This is a genomic window from Niallia alba (assembly GCF_012933555.1).
In the GTDB taxonomy this organism is placed as follows: domain Bacteria; phylum Bacillota; class Bacilli; order Bacillales; family Cytobacillaceae; genus Niallia; species Niallia alba.
The window spans coordinates 4,524,776-4,545,495 of the sequence record NZ_JABBPK010000001.1 but is presented as its reverse complement, the minus strand read 5'-3'; the positions used below and the strand labels follow the sequence as shown (position 1 = coordinate 4,545,495).

Genomic DNA, 20,720 nt, shown 5'->3' with positions numbered 1-20,720 from the left:
GTTAACATGGAAGTAACAATTGGTCAGTTTGCAAAGTTAGTAGGTTCAACAGTGAGAACGCTACGGTACTACGATAAAATAGAATTACTTACCCCCCAAAAATATAATAAAAATGGTCGAAAAGTATATACAAGATTAGACTGGGAACTTTTTCAACAAATAATGATTTTAAAACATTTTGGTCTGTCTTTAAATGAAATAAAAGAACAAATAACTAATCAGAAGTTAAAAAATCGAGAGTTATTGCTTATGCAGAAGCAGTTAATTGAAAAAAAACAAGCAGAATTAAATGATAAGTTAGAAGTAATTACGAGAATGGAACGGTTGTACAATATTGAAGGTATTTCTGAGGAAGAAATAAATGAATTTGCCTTTATTATGCTTGATTTATTTAGGCGGGAAAAATCACAAATCCAAGCATGGGAAGAACATTTTATAGCGGACAAGGAGCTTATGAAAGAAATAAAGATGCTTCATGATCCAAAATATAAGGAGAAAATGGATAGAGAAATATGGAACTTAATTCAAGCGATTAGAAATGCTATTCAGTACAATGATTCTCCAAGCAGAAAAAAAGTACGAGAAATTCTAAACGAAATGGATAATATATTTCCAGCGAGTAGAAACTTTTTAAATCTTATTGACGATGATCACTTTTTTGCCAAGTACAATGATGAGTTTAATAATTATTTTCCAGAAAACATAGCTAGCTATATTTATAAAGAATTGAAAACGTACTATGATGATAAAGAGAATAGTAAGGGTAAAGATAATAATAAGTAAGATAAAACGGGTAATTGTTAACGCAATTATTTATTTAGGAGAGGAGAGCAGCATTTTTTCGAAGATGTGAATTTGCGAAGAGTTAAGAACGACAGATGCTCATTATTTTAATCTTTAGTGGATAGAACAAAAGGCAGAAAAGATGATTATAACGAGTTCAAATAAGCCAGGGGCGTAAATTATATATTATATTTGAGAAATGGTGGGGAGATTAGATGGATTATGAAGTAATAAGATATAGAATTGAGACTATTACTTCTAGGATTAAAGAGATTGGTGGAGAAGTCCAAGAAGTTATTATTGATGAACCAGCTTCGCTTGAACAAATAATCAAAACAGAGGAACAACTTGGGGTAAGGTTACCTGAAAGTTTCAAAAAAGTTCTCAAAGAGTTCTCAGGCAATTTCAGCCTGCGTTGGTTTTTACCTGACAATATGGAGCAACCAAATGAATTCCGAGAAATTTTCTCTGGTAGACCTCATTGGAGCTTGGAACTGCTTTCTCAATTTGAAGAAGATCGTATGGGCTGGATTGAAAATGTTTTTCCTAATCCTGAAGATGAATATGATGTCATTTGGCATAATAAATTGGCTTTTTGTGAAGTAGGAAATGGTGATTACTTAGCTTTTGATATGAGTAACACGGAAGATGATGCTCCAATAGTTTATCTTAGTCACGATAATGGAGAAGGACACGGTTATAAAATTGCAAATAACTTTATTGAATTCGTCGATAATTGGTCAAGAATAGGTTTTGTAGGGAGTGAGGATTGGCAATGGCTACTTTTCACAACAAGTCCTGATAGCGGAATAGTTGCAGATGGAGAGGCAGCAAAACGTTTAAGAACCTGGTTTGGATTAGATATTTAAATAGCAAAGAGCTTTGAATGTCTCTCATATATCCCTTTTAGGTTTTGGAAATAAATTGTTAACAACAATCATTTCTATACTACAATTTTAGTATATAAAGGGGAAATTTATAAAGTTCTCAAAAGTATTTGTAGGATATTTGGTTATTAAACAGGAAATTAGGATTGATTCTAGAATGTAATAATCCTGACAATAATGGAAACAAGTATGTAATTAGAATATAGGAGAGTGCGCATATATGTATGAACCGAAGATGAAAGAAACAGACAATAGTGTAATTGAATTTATTGAAAGAGTGGAAAGTGAGAAGAAGAAGGCAGATGCCTATCAGTTATTAGAAATTTTTGAAGAGGTAACTGGTTACGACGCAAAAATGTGGGGTCCTAGTATTATAGGCTTTGGTAGCTATCACTATAAGTATGCTTCAGGACATGAAGGGGATGCACCTTTAGTAGGTTTTTCACCAAGAAAGGCAAAGATTAGTCTTTATTTGGCCTATGAAAGTGAGGAAAGAGAAAAATTATTAGAGAACTTTGGTAAGCACACGAAGAGCAAGGCTTGTATTTATGTAAATAAATTAGCTGATATCGATACCAATGTTTTAAAGGATTTAATTATACATACGGTAGAAACATATCAGAATCTCTATCCTAGTGAATAAGGTTATTGGCATGGTTCTATGTTCAATTTATGGCTGTAATTGCTAAAGGCGTCAGGCATCATCAAAAGACAAATCCTAGTGATATAACAGATGTTGAAGAGAATGATCAAGCTGGAATTTATCTAATAGAGAATAATTCCAAAAATGAAAGTTTAATATCTTATAAATTGTTGATACCCTCATCTAATTTCCAGATGGGGGTATTTGCATGATTGATTCCACCTTTAAAAAACTGAAAATAAAAAATATTGTCATATTTTCTGACAATATAATAGATTTCCAAAAAACTTAGTAGTATCATACGTTTATGCTACTTAATTCTGAAACATCGTTCCGTTCAGTGAAACATCTGGCGGTAGAAAGACTTGATAGATTGTATCTTAGGAGAGGAGATAGGGATTATTTATTACTTCTGCTGGAAAGATAGGAGTCTTTTTTTAGAAGGATAGAATGAAATTTTGTTAAGGGGAGGATTTATCCAGTGAATATGAAAGCATATGAAACAACAGAGGTACCAGAAAAGAAAATAACGGGTTATCAGTGGAAAACATTATGGTCTTCAACGGTTGGCTATGCCATGGATGGGTTGGATATGATGATCTTGGCTTATACGCTGCCACTTATTATTGCTTTTTTTGGCATTAATCAAGCTCAGGCGGGAAGTCTTTCTACGATTACTTTGCTTGGTGCTGTAATTGGTGGGATTGTGTTTGGGGTAATGGCTGATAAATATGGGCGAGTACGAGTGTTTACTTGGACTATTTTAATTTTTTCTGTTTTTACAGGTTTATGTGCTTTTGCGCCTAATTTAGAAACCTTTGCCGTCTTTCGCTTTTTAGCTGGTTTAGGGCTTGGGGGAGAATTTGGAATTGGGATGACACTCGTAAGTGAGACTTGGCCGAAGAAGTATCGATCTCGTGCTACTTCTGTTGTAGCGGTTGGATTTCAATTAGGGATTGTTCTTGCTACTTTAACGGTATTGTTTGTTGCCCCAAAATTCGGATGGCATGGTGTCTTTCTTGCAGGGGTTTTACCAGCAATTTTTGCTTTTTGGTCCCGTAGAAATTTAAAGGAACCAGAGATTTGGACAAAACTGAAAGAAGAAAATAAAAATAAGATAGCGATTGGACAGTTATTTGCTTCAAAGGAAACAACGAAGATAACGATTGGCTTAATTATCGCTACAAGCGTTCAAAATTTTGGTTTTTATGGCATTATGACTTGGATGCCAACCATGCTTGCATCAGAACTAGGCTATGATTTTAATAAAACAACGTTGTGGACTGTAACGACGATTATTGGCATGATTATCGGTATCTTAATTTTTGGTTATTTAGCAGATAAAATTGGCCGTAGACCATCTTATATAACTTTCTTGATTGCAGCAGCAATCATTGTTTGGATCTATTTCCAAGTTACTTCAATGGCAGCCTTATTGCTTCTTGGTGGAGTATTAGGATTCTTTGTAAATGGAATGATGGGTGGATATGGTGCACTTCTAGCGGAGCATTATAATACAGAAGTTCGTTCGACTGCGGAAAATATTATTTTTAATGTCGGAAGAGCTATTGCGGGATTTGCGCCATTTATTATTGGTTATATTTCGCTCAATCATTCTTTAAGCTATGCACTTAGCTTATTATCTGGTGTCTATATTTTATCTGCATTAGCCTTTATCTTTTTAATTCCTGAATCGAAGGATAAAGAGATTGTATAACAGGCAGAGGGGTGGTTCCATTTACGCTTTATCTATATTTTTTGTGAGGGAGAAGGGTGTATTTATGGCACCTTCTCTTATTCTAAAAAAATGGAACAGTGTTCCGCCAAGAGAAACTTATTTTTAAAGGAGAGAAAAGGCATGGAATGGTTAAATCGCTTTACAGATGTAATGGACTGCCTTTCTTCTGGTTCGAATATTGGGATGGGAGTTAGTGAACTTGCGAGAGAGACCAATTTAAGTAAGGGTACCATTCATCGAATGCTTACAAGTATGTGTGAACAGCAGCTTGTTATCCAGGATAAAGCTACTAAACAATACTATCTTGGACCGAAAACGATGTTGTGGGGTAGTCAATTTTTAAGATTGCAGGACCCTATTAAACTATTAGGCAGGTATGGAGAAAAATTATCAAATCAAACCAATCTTTATACCTTCATTTGTAGATATCATGGGGGAGATGTGTACTGTGTTTATACCCATCAGCCATCAGATTTACGTAATAAGTATTTTGTGCATGTGGGACAACGGATGCCGATTCATTGTGCAGCTGCAGCAAAAGTAATTGTAGCCTATCAAGAGGAAGCGACTATAGAGAAAATCGTGCAAGAAACACCCTTTGAAGCTGCCACTCCATACACTAAAACCAATCCTCTCGACATTAAAAAGGAATTAAACGAAATCTATCATTCCCAACTTGCTTTTTGCGTAGAAGAATTGGAAATAGGGGTATCTGCCATTTCTGCGCCGATATTTTACGATGAGAAAAAAACGAATGTCAGTATCAGTATCGTTGGAGAAAGTGAATATATCGAGATGTATCAAGAAAAATTAGTGAAACAAATAAATGAAGTGGCGAAAGAGGCCAGCGAGCATATGAAATCTATGCATCTATTAAGTTCTATTCGCTTATAAAGAGAGGGTGGAGTAAACGGCTATTTTTCTCCAAAGCCCATAATCAAGGAGATAGAAAGATGGATCGAAAAAGAAGATATGAAGAGCTTTTGAATAATATGAATCAATATAATTCGGGAAGTAAAGGGATTACGAGAGTTGCCTTTACGAATGAGGAACAGGCATGCAGTCATGCATTTATGCGATTGTGCAAAAATGAGGGGCTAGAAATTAGGATGGATTATGCCGGAAATATTATTGCCAAAAGAGAAGGGAAGCATAAAAATCTTCCTCCAGTAGTAATAGGTTCCCATCTCGATACGGTTTACCAAGGCGGGAAATACGATGGGGTAGTTGGAGTTACTGCGGGATTAGAAGTAATAAAACGACTAAACGAACAAAAGATTGAAACCGATCATCCGATTGAAATTATTTCATTTGCTTGTGAAGAATCCTCGAGATTCGGTGTGTCTACGGTGGGAAGTAAGGCAATGGCAGGAACCTTGCACAAAGAAAAGTACCAGCAGCTAAAGGACAAGGATGGAATCACTTTTGAAAAAGCTCTTTCGCTTTGTGCGTTACGATTTGATCAATTGGATTTAGCGAGTCGGTCGCAGGAACGCTTTAAGGCTTTCTTTGAACTACATAATGAACAAGGTCCTATTCTTATAAACAACAATAAGAAAATTGGGATTGTAACAGGGATTGCCGCACCCGTTCGACTCATTATTGAAGTAAAGGGAGCAGCTTCTCATTCTGGTACAACACCAATGAATATGCGGAAGGATGCCTTGCTTGGGGCAAGTGAAATAGCACTCGCTTTAGAAGCAGCAGCTAAAGAGGAACAGCATCATGGAACAGTCGCAACAATTGGGGTTCTTTCCATTCCGATGGGGGCGATGAACGTTGTCCCAGGGATAGTGGAAATGAAAGTAGATATTCGTTCCACTTCCATTGTCTCAAGAAATAAGGTACTCGATGCCCTGTCTAAAAAGTTGGAAGATGTAAAGGAAAGAAGAGGATTAGAGATTATATCGCAAGAGATTAGTAAGGAAGATCCTGTCCATTTATCGGAGGAACTTTCCCTGCAAGTAGAAAAAATTTGTCAGGACAAAAGTCTTCCTTATCAATGGATGCAAAGTGGGGCAGGGCATGACGCCATGAATATGACTTCATTGGGGCCGGTAGGCTTAATCTTTATTCCGTCTTTAAACGGAATTAGTCATCATCCAGATGAGCATACCGATTTAGACGATATATTGACCGGAATCGATGTGTTAGAGGCAGCTGTTTTACAGCAGGCAGTAGATCTGTCTTCATAGAGTACAAGCAAACGTGGTCTACACGGATACACACTTTTTGCTAGATCAGTACAGCAAGAGAAAGGGGAGATAAGGATGGCAGTGAAGGCGGAAATTTTATCAAACCAGCAAGTAAGCAGACGATATTTTCATCTAAAAGTAAAAGTCCCAAATAAACAGTTATTCCCCGTCCAAGCAGGGCAATTTTTTCATATAAAATGTAGCGATGATGCCAAGCCTTTGCTTCGCAGACCGCTCAGTATTTTTCGCATTAATGAAGAAGAATGTACATTGGAGTTTCTTTATCTAGTGAAGGGCGTAGGGACGAAGGCATTAGCGCAGCGAAAACCGCAAGAAAAGCTTGATATATTGGGACCATTAGGCAAGGGGTTTAGCTTGAAAGAAGAAAGTGAAAATATCCTTGTCGTTGCAAGAGGCGTAGGGATTGCCACACTTTCTGCACTGGCATTTAAAGCGAAAAGTAAGAATATTTCGTGTTTTGCTATTATAAGTGCCAGAGCAAAAGAGGATTATTTAGTGGAAGCGGAGTTAAAGGAAGCGGGGGTTGAGGCGATCTTTGTAAATGATGAGGATGGAACGAGTGATCCTCAGCGAGTAAAACTTTTAGCAGAAGCTCTGATAAAAGAAAAAAAGATAGATGGAATCTATACATGTGGTTCACGAAGATTATCGGTATTAATGAAGCAAGTGGCTTGTGAACATCAACTATTTGCTGAAATTGCCTTGGAAGAAAATATGGGATGCGGGATTGGTTCTTGCTACGGATGTGTTTGTCAAATAGAAGAAGAGGAACGGATTCGTCCTGTACGTATTTGTTTGGAAGGACCAGTCTTTCCTTTAGAGAAGGTGGTTTTTGCATGAGTGGCTTGGAAGTAACGTTAGGTAATCTTCATTTGAAAAATCCATTAATGCCTGCATCGGGAACATTTGCGGAACAGATGACTAACTATATTGATGTTAATCAGATTGGTGCGATTATCCCCAAAAGTATTACGAAGCATCGGCGAACAGGCAATCCAACGCCGCGTATCTGTGAAACGAAGGCTGGTGGCATGATCAATTCGATTGGGATTCAAAGTGAGGGGTTAACGTATTTTAAGGAAAAGACGGTCCCTTTTTATGCTTCTTTTTCCACACCATTTATTGCGAGTGTTTCAGCAGAAAGTATGGAACAATTCGCTGAGGTTTGCGAAGAACTTGGTGAAATGGAAGATGTGGATGCTATCGAATTAAATATTTCTTGTCCGAATTTGAAAAATAACGGTTTAGCTTTTGGAATGGATCCATCTGTCACATATGAATTAGTAACGCGAGTACGAAAAGTGACAAATAAGCCGCTTATTCCGAAGTTATCACCCAATGTAACTAGTATTACGGAAATTGCTCGAGCGTGTGAAGCTGCCGGCGCCGATATTTTAACGGTTTCTAATACTTTTTTGGCAATGTCTATCGATGTTCATTCACGAAAACCGAAAATCAGCAATATTATGGGCGGATATTCTGGCCCTGCCATTTTGCCACTTGTTGTGCGAATGGTTTATCAAGTATATCAGGCTACCTCCCTCCCGATTATCGGATGCGGTGGTGTCATGACTGGTGAGGATGCAATAGAGTTAATGCTAGCGGGTGCCTCTGCTGTTCAAATTGGCACGGCTTCATTTGTTGATCCCGAAGCGATGATAACGATACGGGAAGAGATGGAAGCGTATATGAAGTTGCATGGAATAAAAGAGATAGAAGAGATAATCGGTGGAGTGCTGGTTCATCAAGCGTAGGGAGTGGGGGTTGGCTGATATTTATGAAGAATTGGCTGATAAATTGTGGGTTTGGCTGATATTTGTGAAGAATTGGCTGATAAATTGTGGGTTTGGCTGATATTTGTGAAGAATTGGCTGATAAATTGTGGGTTTGGCTGATATTTATGCAAAATTGGCTGATAAATCAGAAGTTTGGCTGATATCCATGAAGAATTGGCTGATAAATCAGAAGTTTGGCTGATATCCATGCAAAATTGGCTGATAAATCAGAAGTTTGGCTGATATCCATGCAAAATTGGCTGATAAATCAGAAGTTTGGCTGATATCCATGCAAAATTGGCTGATAAATCAGAAGTTTGGCTGATATCCATGAAGAGTTGGCTGATAAATCAGAAGTTTGGCTGATATCCATGAAGAGTTGGCTGATAAATTGGAAGTTTGGCTGATATCCATGAAGAATTGGCTGATAAATCAGAAGTTTGGCTGATATTCATGAAGAATTGGCTGATAAATCAGAAGTTTGGCTGATATTCATACAAAATTAGCTGATAAATCAACTTTTAAAACATGAAAAAAGGAGTGGAGAAAATGTTGTGGGATCATGTCATAAAAAATGGCTATTTATATACTGGAAGTGGATTTGATAAAGGGCATCTTTACATAAAAGATGGAAAAATTGCTGCTATCTCTAAGGAAGAGTTAACGGGAGAAGCTTTGGAAGTAACGGATGGAGAAGGATTGTATGTCTGTCCTGGCTTTATCGATACACATGTTCATTCAAGAGATCCAGGTCCCACTTATAAAGAGGATTTTTACTACAGTACCAAGGCAGCAGCTGCTGGGGGGATCACAACTGTTTTTGAAATGCCCAACACCAATCCGCCTATTAATAATGTGGACAATTTTGAGAAGCAAAAGGAAAATCTTACATCGAAGGCACATGTGGACTTCGGGATATGGGGCATTTGCTTAGGAGATGCCAATAAAGCGGATATCGTTCCCCTTCATCATGCTGGTGTTATCGGCTTTAAGTTTTTCTGGGGCTATGCGATTAATAAAGAGACTTATCAGTTAATGTATAACTATAAGGATGGGGACGAAGGCGTAATTCCGCCCCTCTCAGATGGAGAGGTATATAGTATTTTCCGAGAGGTGCAAAAAACAGGACAAATTCTTGCCATTCATGCGGAAAATAATCAAATTATTCAAAGGCTGACAGAGGAAGTAGAGGCTTCGGGAAAAAGAGATTATAAAGCACTTCTTCAAGGACGTCCCAACCTAGCAGAGGAAATGACGATTCAATCTGGCATTGCCCTGGCGAAAAAACTTGGAACGAGGCTGCATATTCTCCATGTAAGTACAGGCGAAGGAGTTAAGCTAGTAAGACAAGCACAAGCAGATGGCTATGCGAATATTACATCAGAAACTTGTCCACATTATCTCTTTTTATCCAATGAGGATTATGAAAGAGTAGGCCCACAAATGAAAGTATATCCACCTGTTAAATATAAAAAGGACCAAGAGGAGCTGTGGAGAGGGATTCAGGACGGAACAGTATCGATTGTGTGTTCTGACCATGCTCCACACACGGAAGAAGAAAAGGAAGGAAGTTTATGGGATATCCCTGCTGGAATGTGTGGAGTAGAAACCCTTGCACCATTATTATTAAATGCAGTAAGCGAAGAAAAAATCTCTTTAGTCGATGCATGTAAGCTACTCTCCGAAAATCCAGCAAAACAATATGGAATCTATCCACAAAAAGGATCATTACTGGTAGGAACAGATGCAGATATTACTATAGTAGATAGGAATAAAAAACATACTATTAAAAGAGAACAGCTCCATAGCAAAAGTAAAGTAACAGCATACGACCAAACCCCCATTACCGGAATGCCAGTAGCCACAATTGTCCGAGGAATAAAAGTGATGGACAATGGGGAAATCATAAGCCAACCAACTGGGAGGATTGTGGTGCCAGGGAGATAAAGCAAGTTTTCGGTTTAGTAGATAAAAAGACTGTTTTCAAAAAACAGGAGGAGAGAGGATAAATGAATAAAAAAGAAAAGCTAGATTCCTTTGTAAAACTATACCACTTAATTAACTTTTATTACGAAAACCGCGACCGCCCAGTAGATAGGGAGTTTGATTTCTTTGAAGAAGTGAAGAGCAATTGTGATACATTAGAGATTGATTATGATTCATTTATTCAGGAACTTCGACTGCAGCGGTTGTGAGGAGGAAGCTGGGGGGGCGGTTCTACGGATACCTTTAATTATTTGAAGGAGTAGAAGGGGGAGAGCTGAATAACTCGCTTCCTTAAAATGAAAAATCTTCCGTCTTATTGGGAGATTTTTTATTTTGCCTGAATGGCGATAGCTAGACTAATGGAACGTACGTTTGGTATAATTAATTTATTCATAAGTACAAGTTCAGAGATAAAAAAAATAAACAAATAAAAAATAGCTCAGCCCCACAAAACGGTAGCGGGGAAAAGCTATCTTTACGATTATAGTTACCAGCACTACAATACGGTAGCAGAGAAAGTAACTATCAATATTAATTTATTCTGTAATTATAACATCTATGTACTAAAAGTCAATATTTTAATTCAAAGGGGAAAAACATGAATTACTTAATCTATTTTGATGAATCGAATAAAATTGATCAATTTAATAAAGAGTTTTCTTACTATGGTGCTTATAGTGGAACAGATAAATCATTAGCAATGATAGTTAATAAGATCAGAAAAATTTTTAAGGCGGCTAATTCAACCAGTGAGCTGCATTTTCGTGAATATAAAAAAGATTTACATCTAAAAAAGTATTTTCAAACTTTACATACGGTAATAAATGAGAATATACGAATAAACATACTAATAGTCAACAATGAGGATGCATTGACCTCTGCAACAAAAATTGGCCTAAATGCTTCTGAACTAAGGAACCTGTTTTATATTAAAATACCAGAGAGATTATTTTACGGATTAACTAGAGACCTTTCCCATCTAGATAATCAAACTAATGAATTGGTAGAAGTGAAGATTAAAATTGATCGTAATGACGAATATGACAAGTTATTTCTTAATGATAAGATAATTGAACAAATGAATGCACATTCCGCATATAGAAATAAAAATTATAGAGTAAATAAAGTAATTTCTCAGGACTCTAGTAAATCAATTCCTCTTCAAATCATTGATACATTTATCGGTATAGTAGTCTTCTTACTTGAAGAAAGTTACCTAGAAGATACTGATCGAACTATTGTTAAAAGTGATTTGATTTATCGTTTTTTAATGGAAAATGCTAATATTAAAAGGTTTCAGGAACAAGTGCGTCTATTTAAATGGACTGGAAATGAAGAACTAACACGTATTAATATTGCTGAATACCTATCTCCGTTTATGGTATACAAGATCAATTATGATATTAGTGAAATAGTCAAGGTCCAAGAAATTTTAACTATGGAACCAACTATTACTACGAAGGAATTAAGAATAAAAATGAAGTATCCTAATACAAGATTGAGACAATTACTTGGATATAAAGATCAACTAAGTGGCATAGGGAGAAATACCTTTCTAAAAAGCAAAGAATGGTGATTAATTATACATGGAAAATCACTAGTGTCGCATTAAAATAATTCAACATAGCTAAATAAATTAAATTTTCCGCAAATAAACTTTTCTATAAAAAAAGCCTTTATAATGGGTTGGTGGTAGTAACCTATCCAAATCCAAAATAAAGGACTAACGCATGGATAAGTTTACACGAAAAACATCATTTGAACAATGGCTTTCACCTATTTCCAACAATTTGTTGGAGGAACAAGTGAAAAACTATCATTTAAATTACTATACGAAGAAGCTGCATATGACTTCCTTTTTGAAATTACTACTATATGCACAACTCCATGAAACGGAGAGTTTGCGTGCATTAAGTGATTGCGTGTTTTCAGAAGAATTACAAAACGCCACTCAACTTGATTCCATTAGTTTCTCTCAACTGGGTAGGCGATTAAATCTGGTTCCAACGGAGTTTTTCCAAACTATTTTTCTTGATTTAGTCAAGCAAATTCATCGGAAGACTGATTTTCAAGCGAGACGAAAAACGACAACACCTCTTAAAATTATTGATTCCAGTACATTACCATTAAACTTGAACAACCATAAGTGGGCAAAATTTCGAAAAACCAAATCTGGTGTGAAGCTCCATCTACGCCTCGTATTTATGGAAAAAGGTCATTCCTATCCAGATCAATCCGTGCTTACAAATGCCAACGAACATGACCGAGGCCAGCTTGAGATCCTGGTCGATGACAAAGAATGCATGTATGTGTTTGATCGTGGATACTTGGACTATGAACGATTCGATCGCATGACAGATGAAGGCTATTTCTTCGTCTCTCGACTGCGTAAAAATGCGGTTGTACGTAGCCTTGAAACACTCTCGTTACCAGAAGATTCTTCTGTGTTATCGGATGAGATGGTCGTCATTGGAACCACACAAAATCGATCGGAGAATGTTTTCCGTTTGATCAAAGTATAGGATACAAAAGGAAATGAGCTACACTTGTTAACGAATCGTTTTGATTTAAGTGCGGATGAAATCGCTGAACTTTACAAATCACGGTGGGCCATTGAACTGTTTTTCAAATGGATGAAACAGTATTTGAATATCAAAAAATTCTTTGGACAGAGTGAACAAGCTGTGCACAATCAAGTGTATATAGCGATGATCGTCTATTGCTTGAATGTACTGGCTCAACGGAACACGAAAAGTAAGCGATCGTACTTACAAATTAGTCGTTATTTGAAAGCAGCTTTATGGAAACCGGAACACATTTGGTTGAGAAAAATAGGGGGAAACACTGTCCCATAAGCCAATCACTGTCTCTATCACACTCGCCACAGGGTATAGTAAAAAAATGGATGTTTACTACCTATGTTTAATCATCTTTCTTTTTACTCAAAAGTAAGGATAATTAATAACGGAAAATTCCGTCAATGTTTATGCGACGCTAGTGAAATAGTATATATATACTTAATTGAGTTGTTGCTTTTTTGACGAAATGAATCGAGTCTCGGTCAATCAATAATATAGAAAGGATATTTACTAGCACAAGTATCCCTGTTAAGGAAAAACTTGATTTGATATTCAGCATTTCCTTCAAACTTCGTGTTATAGCCCAAATACATAAACACATTGGAGGCATTACAACAAGTAACCATGAGAAAATGAAAATATATTCGAATCGTTCAATAAAAGGAACTTGAACAATTTTTGTCATGGAGAGTGTTGGCCATATTATATATTTCAGCATTCCTTGATTATAAAAAGCATACGTTATGATCGTTAAAATAAGATAGGTCAGGGTTGTAAATAGCAATCCTAAATGTGCCCATCTTTTTGTACTCTTCCCTTTTTTAATAAAAGGAAAAAATAATAGGACGGTTTCAAAACCAACAAAGGAAATGATTCCTTCTTTAGCAGACAACAGTATTTCTTTGATATCATGATTAAAAAAGGGTTGTAAATTAGAAAAGTGACTAAACTTTAGTGTATATCCTAGTACGAAAACTAAAATAATCGGTATTAATGTACTCCAGAATGATATTCCGGCAATCACTCTAAACCCACCTAATACGATATAAAAAATTACCACGGTAATCACTAACCCAATTTCCCATGGAGCAACAATGGAGTATACCCAAATTTGCAATATTTCAATATAAGACCTAAAGACAAGTAAAAGCAATAAAAAAAAGTAAACTACAAAGACCATAGACAAGATATTGCCAAAGATTTTTCCAAAGTATTGTTGGTGTAGGGAAATAACATCACCATTATTAGAGCTTGCTAAAATTTTAAAGAGCATTAAAAATATGACATGAAGATATAATCCAGCAATCACTATTCCTATCCAAGCGTCTTGTTCCGCGTATTTAGCAATATCTCTTTGCATGCTTAACATACCAATGCCGGTTTGTGAGGAGTGAATGAGAAAGAAAAGGAAAAATGGAGATAGAGTTAGACTTTCTCTAATTTTTATTTTCTCATTACTCATAAGTATCTTCTCCCACGCCTGATTGCAATATATCTATCTTAATAGTTGATTCAAGTTTTAAGTTTGGATACCTCTTATTATAGAAAACTTTCTCGTTCCAATTCTTATTTTTACTTCTATAGATATCACCAATTCCTAGAGGATCAACGTGATTGTCTTGGAATTGCTTAAATAGTTCTTGATATTTTTTTTGAAAAAATTTTTTATTTCTTTCTCTAAAAAAGAGTAATCATCCGGAAGCTTTATCCATTCAGGATAATCAAGTATGATGGTATCAAGCTTTAGCCTTAATAGGACAATATCATTATGATTAGATTTTATGTTGGATTTTCCACGTAAGCTTTTTAATGTGATACTGCCTTCTTTCCCATCCCTTTCAATAGGTACTGGAAAGAAGATTTCCTTGGATTGGTCCTGAATTAGTTTGATGAGTGTTGCGTCCTCTTCTTCTAATAGGAGTCGAGCGGACGCCTCTCCAAACCAACCTTATTTTCACTTTCAAATATGCTTGCTCTTCATTTCGCACGAAAAAAAGACTTTTTCAGTGGTCTCGGACGGTTCCACTGATTCCTTTAAGAATGTTCATGCTAAAGCTAGAGAAGGAAGATACATTCACTTTATAATAGTTTTAATTTTTTCAACGTTGATATTCTTTCCCTTTACGATTTATAAAACGCAACGATTTTTCTAGCCATCTGATAAATGTCCTGTTGCAATGAGGCAGGGAAGATGACTCTGATTTGGTCACCGAAGCCAAGGATATAAGCAATTGCCTCTTGTTCCGTATCACAGCGAAGGCTTACGGGTATCCATCCATCAGCAGTTGGTGGTTCTATATTTTCTATTTGCACAAAACGTCCAGTGAATTTCATTCTGTGAACGATTGATGGTGACACTTCCACCTCTGCCTTATATTCAGGGAGAGTGTTAATGAAGTTTTGCGTTGATTCCACCCAGTATTTTTCTAAATGAAAGTCATCCGGTCTCGTAAAAGATTTATCTGTCATCTCTACAGTAAGGAGTCTTGAAGCTCGGTAATTTCGTATCTTTTCGTCTGAGGAAGCAATTAAGTACCAAGTACTACCTTTTGCTACCAATCCTAAAGGATCGACTGTTCGAAAAATCTCCTTACCATCTGCTCGTTCATATTTTATCTGCAGTACTTTTTCCTGCCAAATCGCTTCCTGCAAAATTTTAAAGGAGTCAATTTTTTCAGATGGTTGCTTCCAGGCGGAAGTGTCTATGTGGATGCGATTCCAAACGTCGAGGGATTCTTTGCGAAAAGAGTTTGGTAGTGCAGCAATCATTTTTTGACGAGCATCATACCATTCCTTCGATAAATCTAGATCGGACAGCAATTGAATAGAAGGTGAAATAAGCAAAGATATTATTTCATCATACTTTAATCCAGTTAAATTCGTGCGATACTGGTCAAGTAATTTCCAACCGCCAGATTTTCCCCTCACAGCTATAATAGGTATGCCCGTTGCACTTAATGCTTCCATGTCCCGATGTATCGTTCTCTCCGTAACTTCCAATTCCTTAGCTAATTCCTTTGTTGTCATTTTTCCTCTATTTTGTAAGAGGAGCAAAATGGATAGCAACCGATCAGCCCGCATACAACCACCTCTAAAATTTTATATATGACAATGGATGTCATTATTGAGCATTATACTATAAATATTAATCTTTTTAGGAGGAAAGTATATGCGAAAACAGCGAAAACTTGTATTATTAATCGCAACAAGTCTGGACGGTTATATTGCTACAAAGGATGATTCATTAGATTGGTTATTTAAAGTAGAAGGTGAAGGGGACAATGGAATTTCTGAATTCTACGAAACGGTAGATACGATTCTAATGGGAAGAAAAACATATGATTGGATCATCACTCATATGACGGAAGAGTTCCCATATAAAAATAAGGAATGTTACGTATTTTCGAGACAGGAAAACGAGGATACGGAGGATGTTAAATTTATAAAGGAAGACATAATCGATTTTACAAATAAATTAAAAAATGAAGAGGGGAAGAACATTTGGATTGTTGGTGGGGGAGATCTATTACACTCGTTTATCAAAGAAAAGTTAGTGGATGAGTTTATCATTACAATCGCCCCAACAATAATAGGAGAAGGAGTTCCTTTGTTTAAAGAAGATGAATATCAATTGGAGCTATATTTAAAGGGAACGAGATGTTTCAATCAATTTGTAGAGCTACATTATAAAAGGAGAAGGTAGAGAAAAACTAACTAAAGTCATATAAACTAGTCTTCCAGTATAAAGAGGAATGAATGATTAACTGAACTTCGAATGGTTAACATATGATGGTCTATAACGATTGTATAAACTATTACTATCCAACCAATATTTTCTCTGTGTTATACTATTCTTACAACTACATAGGTGCGGGTGGTATGCACTCTTTTCCTGATTTAAAGGGAAAGGAGGTGATATACCAATGGATTTCGTATTGGACTTACTCAAAGAAGTGGCAAAAGCCTTTTTTACTACTCTGGCTGCAGGCATTGCAAAGCGCATAGCAAGCAGAAAAAAGAACAAACGAAAAACCACCCCGCGCCGTAGGAAGCAAAAGGGTGGTTCTTCTAAATAAAATTTAGCATACCACTCGTAAGTAGTTGTCCAAGGAGTTCCAGCTCCTTGGTTTTTTTAGTTTAATTCTTATATATAATAATATACCCTAACTGAAAAAAATTCAATCATCATGCAGGTGTCAGGCACCAAGAAAATACATTAAGGGAAGCAGTAAAACGCCCCCTCTGCTTCCCTTTTATCTTAAATTTGGATATCCCTGCTGTCGCAATGCTTCGAATACCAATATTGCTGCTGTATTTGAAAGGTTCAGTGAACGGATATGTTCTGTCATTGGTATTCGTAAAAAATGGTCTTTATGTGTTTCGAGTAGGTCTTTCGGTAATCCGGTTGTTTCTTTTCCAAAGATAAAATAATAATTCTTTGATTGATCTGTGAAATCATAGGATGTATATGTTTTTTCTGCGAATGTTTCAATATAGTAAAACTCCCCTTGATTTTTTACAAAAAAATCATCAAATGAGTCGTAATACGTGATGTTTATAGTCTCCCAGAAATCTAGTCCCGCTTGTTTGATCATCTTTTCATCGGTTGAAAAGCCAAGTGGTCGAATTAAATGTAGGGCTGTTTCTGTTCCTGCACAAGTACGTGCAATATTGGCAGTATTAGCCGGAATTTCTGGCTGATACAATACAACGTGTATTGCCATAAATGTCACCTCTATCTTTATTTTCCCCTTCGAATTATAGCATATTTTCTAGAAGTTGCAGGGTTCAATGCGCTTATTCAAGTGATATCTGTCTATGAAATAGTGCTATTTATCAAGTAACTCCCACGATAACTTCAAGCTAGCCGCCATTTTTAAACATTTATTTCCTTTTTCTCCTCGTAACTTTCTTTTTCTTCAATCGAAAAGAGTCCTTTCTTTCCATAAAGTAAAGGTACCTAGGAATAAGCAAGAAAAGTACTTTTCTAGAAGGAAACGAGTATGGAAGGGAAGAATTATGAGCAATTAGTGGAGGAGTTTACACCGATGATTCACCATATGATGAAAAAGCTGGCGATTTATAAAGATAAACAAGAGTTTTTTCAAATTGGCTTAATAAGCATTTGGGAAACAAGGAGAAATTTTAATAAGGAAAAGGGGAAATATAGCAATTATTTGTATCGGCATATGCAAGGGAGATTTCTTGATGAGTTGAAGCGCCGGACAAGGGAAGCAGAAAGAAATGATTACCCAAGTGAAGCGTTTTGGACCATGATAGAAAGTCCTGTTTTATATCGGGAAGAAGAGGACTATATCAAAGGACTTTGCGATGAATTAACCGAAGGAGAAACAAAGTGGGTAATTGCTACCTTTGTTCATCAGCTGACGGTGAAAGAAATAGCGAAGAAAGAACAAGTCTCACTTTCCGCAGTTAAATGGTGGAGGAAAGGAGCAAAAGAGAAGTTAAAGCAAACGCTGTGGTCCTAATGGATACAGGGGGGACGGTTCTCCTGTTTTCCTCAAATGAATGCACCTTTAGAGATGACTCTAATTTAGAACTTAGTTTAGCTTAAAAGGAATTTATGCCATAATAATTTTAACTATTCAAATGAGGTGAAAGAATTGGTTAGAAGAAGATAGCTAGCCTCCTAAAGTAGATGTTGTGATTGTTTTAGGAGGCTATGTTAAATGATAGGAGATGGAAAGTATGAAACAAAATAAATATGATGATAATAATTTCTTTTCTGCGTATGAAAGAATGCCACGTTCAGTTCAAGGACTTGATGCTGCGGGAGAATGGCATATATTAAAAGAAATGATACCTGATCTACAAAATAAAAGTGTCCTTGATTTAGGATGTGGGTTCGGCTGGCATTGCCGTTATGCTCGTGAACAGGAAGCAAGTTCTGTAATTGGTGTAGATATATCAGAAAAAATGCTACAAAAGGCTCGGGGAATGACAGATGACTCTGCAATATCCTACATCAAAATACCAATTGAAGACATAAATTTCTCAGAAGCACAATTTGATGTTGTCATTAGTTCATTGGCTTTTCATTATATTAAGTCATTTGAAGCAATCTGTAAAAAAGTTTATCATTGTCTAAAATCTGGAGGTTCATTCGTATTTTCAGTGGAACATCCAATTTTCACTTCTCGGAATGAACAAGATTGGTATTACGATGACCAAGGGAATCGTCTACATTGGGCATTGGATAATTACCAATCAGAAGGTTTGCGGGAAACAACTTTTCTTACTGAGAATGTTATAAAATATCATAGAACTTTTTCGACCTATGTCAATGACTTAATTAATGCTGGGTTTATTATAAAGGAAGTTAAAGAACCAATTCCTTCTGAAGAAATGCTGAAGAATAGTACTAATATGAAAGATGAACTGCGAAGACCGATGTTTTTAATTTTTTCAACAGAAAAATAAGACGGTTTATTAAACGGAGTGTATTTTATAAGCAAAGAGACTGGGATATAAGTATTCCAGTCTCTTGCCAAAAATATTATAAGGTTATCAATAGTTCAAACATTATTGGCGGCATCATTTAACTGCTCAGCTGAAGCGGCTACACCCGAAGTGGCTTCTCCTATTTCTTTTATTATCTCCGTTAGTTCAATCATCTGACTACTTACTTCATTTGATTGATGGACGTTATGGTCAGAAGAATATAAAATGTGTTGGAATGTCTCATTCGTTTTTTCAGCCTTTGATTTCCCATCGAGAACAGCCGTTTTAACTTCTAGTAGAGATGATGTAACACGTGTTGTATAATCGCTTGAATTAGAAATATGTTGATGTATTGTATCAACAGCCTGTTTTGTTTGCATCGCTAGTTTTCTTACTTCGTCAGAGACTACTGCAAAGCCTTTTCCATGTTCGCCAGCTCTAGCTGCCTCAATGGCAGAGTTTAATGCTAAAAGGTTTGTTTGGTCTGCAATCTCTTTGACGATTTGAACAACATTTAGTATTTCTATAGAAGATTCCTCTAAGCTAGAAACCATCTTTTCCATATGTTCTGTATCTTCTACAACCTTTTCGATGGTATGGTGTAATGTATTCATTTGTACTTGTCCATCTTTAACAAATTCTTGTGTTTTAAATGTTTCTTCACTGCTTTGCTTAACAATATCCTTAACCACATCACTATTTTGGATTAATGTTTCTACAGAAGCAGAAGTTTGTTGAGAAAGTGCAACTAAACTAGTACTGATATCAACAATTTTTCCTTTGAGATCTTGTTTCACTTCCTCGTACTGTGCTTCTTTTGCCAGCCTATTTTCATTCTCGTATTGCTCTAATACTATTTGTTGCTCTAGGCTAATAATTTTTGTAATAGCCTTAATAATCGGAGGTATTTCATTTTTATTACTTAAGGACGAATAGATAATATCGATTAGTGATTCTGTAATACTTTGAAAAGCTCCCATATACCATGCTGGTTTCAAACCAATATGAAAATGGATTTTAGCTACTTGAAGTCGCTTTTCAAGGAAACTAGAATCAAATTTCACATTAAAGAGCTCGACAATATAACCACTTAGCGTATTTCTTAATCGATCAAGTGTACTATGTGTGTTTATTATTGTATTAAGTTCTGGTACTTGCAGAATTCTTTCATAAAAGGAATCTACCAATAATGAAATATTTTCCTTCACGATTGGCTGTAGACTTTTAATTATCTTTAAATCTTCCTCGGAAAGATTAAGCATGTTAATTTTATCTTTAATGCTAGGATGGGTGCTATTTATGGAAACATCTATGTCAGTAGTCTTTGCTAACCAGCTAGATTGCTTTTTCTTAAAGAATTTTTTCATATTCATTCTCCTACTTTTAACCTTGGTAAATGAACTATTTACCTTCAGTGATTGTATTTTTCATTTTGTAAAAGAGAACAGCCTTTCCGCTATCATATGTTGAAAAATTCCTGTTGAGTTATCTAAAGGGGAGCTGTTTTCTAATTTTATTTACTGCCTTAAAACGTAATCCCTTTCTTTTGTAGTAAAATATACCTAATTATATAGGAGGAGTCCCAAAAATTGAATCTTTTTTTATCTGTAATTTTTCTGGGAAGCGAGAGGACGGTTAATCGTCTTTTAAC

Annotated in this window: 20 protein-coding genes and 2 pseudogenes; 17 read left to right on the top strand and 5 right to left on the bottom strand. The window is 36.0% G+C overall.

Annotated features, from left to right (window positions below; genetic code table 11):
• The first annotated feature begins 6 nt into the window (after window positions 1-6).
• From HHU08_RS21575 to HHU08_RS21510, 13 genes and pseudogenes are all read left to right on the top strand, one after another.
• A complete protein-coding gene (locus HHU08_RS21575; RefSeq protein ID WP_169189301.1) occupies window positions 7-783 on the top strand; it encodes a MerR family transcriptional regulator in 777 nt (258 codons plus the stop codon).
• Window positions 784-998: 215 nt separating this feature from the next.
• The gene (locus tag HHU08_RS21570; RefSeq protein WP_169189300.1) at window positions 999-1,652 is read left to right on the top strand and encodes an SMI1/KNR4 family protein; all 654 of its coding nucleotides are present in this window, start codon (window positions 999-1,001) and stop codon (window positions 1,650-1,652) included.
• A 238-nt stretch (window positions 1,653-1,890) separates the two neighbouring features.
• Window positions 1,891-2,313, top strand: coding sequence for a DUF1801 domain-containing protein (locus HHU08_RS21565; protein ID WP_016205077.1), 423 nt, complete (start codon window positions 1,891-1,893; stop codon window positions 2,311-2,313).
• Between the two features lie 5 nt (window positions 2,314-2,318).
• Window positions 2,319-2,525: a hypothetical protein gene (locus HHU08_RS21560; protein WP_169189299.1), complete on the top strand. Its 207-nt coding sequence runs from the start codon at window positions 2,319-2,321 to the stop codon at window positions 2,523-2,525.
• Window positions 2,526-2,800: 275 nt separating this feature from the next.
• On the top strand, window positions 2,801-4,030 hold the full coding sequence (locus HHU08_RS21555) for an MFS transporter (protein ID WP_101729580.1): 1,230 nt from the start codon (window positions 2,801-2,803) through the stop codon (window positions 4,028-4,030).
• A gap of 141 nt (window positions 4,031-4,171) precedes the next feature.
• Window positions 4,172-4,945 carry an IclR family transcriptional regulator gene (locus tag HHU08_RS21550; RefSeq protein WP_169189298.1) on the top strand — a complete coding sequence of 258 codons (774 nt, stop codon included), beginning with the start codon at window positions 4,172-4,174 and terminating at the stop codon, window positions 4,943-4,945.
• A 59-nt stretch (window positions 4,946-5,004) separates the two neighbouring features.
• A complete protein-coding gene (locus tag HHU08_RS21545; RefSeq protein WP_169189297.1) occupies window positions 5,005-6,246 on the top strand; it encodes a Zn-dependent hydrolase in 1,242 nt (413 codons plus the stop codon).
• Window positions 6,247-6,321: 75 nt separating this feature from the next.
• Entirely contained in the window at window positions 6,322-7,107 is a 786-nt protein-coding gene (locus HHU08_RS21540) for a dihydroorotate dehydrogenase electron transfer subunit (protein WP_169189296.1), read from the top strand.
• Window positions 7,104-8,021, top strand: a complete 918-nt coding sequence (locus tag HHU08_RS21535) for a dihydroorotate dehydrogenase (RefSeq protein ID WP_169189295.1) — start codon at window positions 7,104-7,106, stop codon at window positions 8,019-8,021. Before HHU08_RS21540 ends, HHU08_RS21535 begins: the two co-directional genes overlap by 4 nt.
• Before the next feature lie 570 nt (window positions 8,022-8,591).
• Window positions 8,592-9,989 carry a dihydroorotase gene (locus tag HHU08_RS21525; RefSeq protein ID WP_101729523.1) on the top strand — a complete coding sequence of 466 codons (1,398 nt, stop codon included), beginning with the start codon at window positions 8,592-8,594 and terminating at the stop codon, window positions 9,987-9,989.
• 62 nt (window positions 9,990-10,051) lie between these two features.
• Window positions 10,052-10,237 carry a hypothetical protein gene (locus HHU08_RS21520; RefSeq protein ID WP_016205085.1) on the top strand — a complete coding sequence of 62 codons (186 nt, stop codon included), beginning with the start codon at window positions 10,052-10,054 and terminating at the stop codon, window positions 10,235-10,237.
• A 389-nt stretch (window positions 10,238-10,626) separates the two neighbouring features.
• Window positions 10,627-11,604 (top strand): DUF3800 domain-containing protein, encoded by a 978-nt coding sequence (locus HHU08_RS21515; protein ID WP_016205086.1) that lies wholly within the window; start codon window positions 10,627-10,629, stop codon window positions 11,602-11,604.
• Window positions 11,605-11,758: 154 nt separating this feature from the next.
• Window positions 11,759-12,883 (top strand): annotated as a pseudogene (locus HHU08_RS21510) (IS4 family transposase).
• 139 nt (window positions 12,884-13,022) lie between these two features.
• On the opposite strand, the gene HHU08_RS21505 reads toward HHU08_RS21510, so the two are convergent.
• The 3 genes and pseudogenes from HHU08_RS21505 to HHU08_RS21495 all read right to left on the bottom strand — a co-directional run bounded on the left by HHU08_RS21505 (window position 13,023) and on the right by HHU08_RS21495 (window position 15,688).
• Window positions 13,023-14,069, bottom strand: coding sequence for a GerAB/ArcD/ProY family transporter (locus HHU08_RS21505; protein ID WP_169189293.1), 1,047 nt, complete (start codon window positions 14,067-14,069; stop codon window positions 13,023-13,025).
• Window positions 14,062-14,253: pseudogene (locus tag HHU08_RS26020) on the bottom strand (Ger(x)C family spore germination C-terminal domain-containing protein); the annotation flags it as partial. The pseudogene HHU08_RS26020 and the gene HHU08_RS21505, both read right to left, overlap by 8 nt.
• 475 nt (window positions 14,254-14,728) lie before the next feature.
• The gene (locus HHU08_RS21495; RefSeq protein ID WP_169189292.1) at window positions 14,729-15,688 is read right to left on the bottom strand and encodes a helix-turn-helix transcriptional regulator; all 960 of its coding nucleotides are present in this window, start codon (window positions 15,686-15,688) and stop codon (window positions 14,729-14,731) included.
• Between the two features lie 88 nt (window positions 15,689-15,776).
• Here HHU08_RS21495 and HHU08_RS21490 point away from each other — a divergent pair, with 88 nt between their 5' ends.
• Window positions 15,777-16,310 (top strand): dihydrofolate reductase family protein, encoded by a 534-nt coding sequence (locus HHU08_RS21490; RefSeq protein ID WP_101729520.1) that lies wholly within the window; start codon window positions 15,777-15,779, stop codon window positions 16,308-16,310.
• A gap of 220 nt (window positions 16,311-16,530) precedes the next feature.
• Window positions 16,531-16,683 carry a hypothetical protein gene (locus HHU08_RS21485; RefSeq protein ID WP_016205090.1) on the top strand — a complete coding sequence of 51 codons (153 nt, stop codon included), beginning with the start codon at window positions 16,531-16,533 and terminating at the stop codon, window positions 16,681-16,683.
• 177 nt (window positions 16,684-16,860) lie between these two features.
• Here HHU08_RS21485 and trmL read toward each other — a convergent pair whose 3' ends face one another.
• Entirely contained in the window at window positions 16,861-17,331 is a 471-nt protein-coding gene (gene trmL, locus HHU08_RS21480) for a tRNA (uridine(34)/cytosine(34)/5-carboxymethylaminomethyluridine(34)-2'-O)-methyltransferase TrmL (RefSeq protein WP_101729519.1), read from the bottom strand.
• Between the two features lie 279 nt (window positions 17,332-17,610).
• Here trmL and HHU08_RS21475 point away from each other — a divergent pair, with 279 nt between their 5' ends.
• A complete protein-coding gene (locus tag HHU08_RS21475) occupies window positions 17,611-18,096 on the top strand; it encodes a sigma-70 family RNA polymerase sigma factor (protein WP_169189291.1) in 486 nt (161 codons plus the stop codon).
• Window positions 18,097-18,316: 220 nt separating this feature from the next.
• Window positions 18,317-19,048 (top strand): class I SAM-dependent methyltransferase, encoded by a 732-nt coding sequence (locus HHU08_RS21470; protein WP_016205093.1) that lies wholly within the window; start codon window positions 18,317-18,319, stop codon window positions 19,046-19,048.
• 95 nt (window positions 19,049-19,143) lie between these two features.
• Here HHU08_RS21470 and HHU08_RS21465 read toward each other — a convergent pair whose 3' ends face one another.
• Entirely contained in the window at window positions 19,144-20,436 is a 1,293-nt protein-coding gene (locus HHU08_RS21465; protein ID WP_169189290.1) for a globin-coupled sensor protein, read from the bottom strand.
• Between the last annotated feature and the right edge of the window lie 284 nt (window positions 20,437-20,720).

What these genes read in the sequence shown, in the direction of transcription:
- HHU08_RS21575 (WP_169189301.1), top strand. Translation starts at nt 7, where the DNA reads ATGGAAGTAACAATTGGTCAGTTTGCAAAGTTAGTAGGTTCAACAGTG.
- HHU08_RS21570 (WP_169189300.1), top strand. Translation starts at nt 999, where the DNA reads ATGGATTATGAAGTAATAAGATATAGAATTGAGACTATTACTTCTAGG.
- HHU08_RS21565 (WP_016205077.1), top strand. Translation starts at nt 1,891, where the DNA reads ATGTATGAACCGAAGATGAAAGAAACAGACAATAGTGTAATTGAATTT.
- HHU08_RS21555 (WP_101729580.1), top strand. Translation starts at nt 2,801, where the DNA reads ATGAAAGCATATGAAACAACAGAGGTACCAGAAAAGAAAATAACGGGT.
- HHU08_RS21550 (WP_169189298.1), top strand. Translation starts at nt 4,172, where the DNA reads ATGGAATGGTTAAATCGCTTTACAGATGTAATGGACTGCCTTTCTTCT.
- HHU08_RS21545 (WP_169189297.1), top strand. Translation starts at nt 5,005, where the DNA reads ATGGATCGAAAAAGAAGATATGAAGAGCTTTTGAATAATATGAATCAA.
- HHU08_RS21540 (WP_169189296.1), top strand. Translation starts at nt 6,322, where the DNA reads ATGGCAGTGAAGGCGGAAATTTTATCAAACCAGCAAGTAAGCAGACGA.
- HHU08_RS21535 (WP_169189295.1), top strand. Translation starts at nt 7,104, where the DNA reads ATGAGTGGCTTGGAAGTAACGTTAGGTAATCTTCATTTGAAAAATCCA.
- HHU08_RS21525 (WP_101729523.1), top strand. Translation starts at nt 8,592, where the DNA reads ATGTTGTGGGATCATGTCATAAAAAATGGCTATTTATATACTGGAAGT.
- HHU08_RS21520 (WP_016205085.1), top strand. Translation starts at nt 10,052, where the DNA reads ATGAATAAAAAAGAAAAGCTAGATTCCTTTGTAAAACTATACCACTTA.
- HHU08_RS21515 (WP_016205086.1), top strand. Translation starts at nt 10,627, where the DNA reads ATGAATTACTTAATCTATTTTGATGAATCGAATAAAATTGATCAATTT.
- HHU08_RS21505 (WP_169189293.1), bottom strand. Translation starts at nt 14,069, where the DNA reads ATGAGTAATGAGAAAATAAAAATTAGAGAAAGTCTAACTCTATCTCCA.
- HHU08_RS21495 (WP_169189292.1), bottom strand. Translation starts at nt 15,688, where the DNA reads ATGCGGGCTGATCGGTTGCTATCCATTTTGCTCCTCTTACAAAATAGA.
- HHU08_RS21490 (WP_101729520.1), top strand. Translation starts at nt 15,777, where the DNA reads ATGCGAAAACAGCGAAAACTTGTATTATTAATCGCAACAAGTCTGGAC.
- HHU08_RS21485 (WP_016205090.1), top strand. Translation starts at nt 16,531, where the DNA reads ATGGATTTCGTATTGGACTTACTCAAAGAAGTGGCAAAAGCCTTTTTT.
- trmL (WP_101729519.1), bottom strand. Translation starts at nt 17,331, where the DNA reads ATGGCAATACACGTTGTATTGTATCAGCCAGAAATTCCGGCTAATACT.
- HHU08_RS21475 (WP_169189291.1), top strand. Translation starts at nt 17,611, where the DNA reads ATGGAAGGGAAGAATTATGAGCAATTAGTGGAGGAGTTTACACCGATG.
- HHU08_RS21470 (WP_016205093.1), top strand. Translation starts at nt 18,317, where the DNA reads ATGAAACAAAATAAATATGATGATAATAATTTCTTTTCTGCGTATGAA.
- HHU08_RS21465 (WP_169189290.1), bottom strand. Translation starts at nt 20,436, where the DNA reads ATGAAAAAATTCTTTAAGAAAAAGCAATCTAGCTGGTTAGCAAAGACT.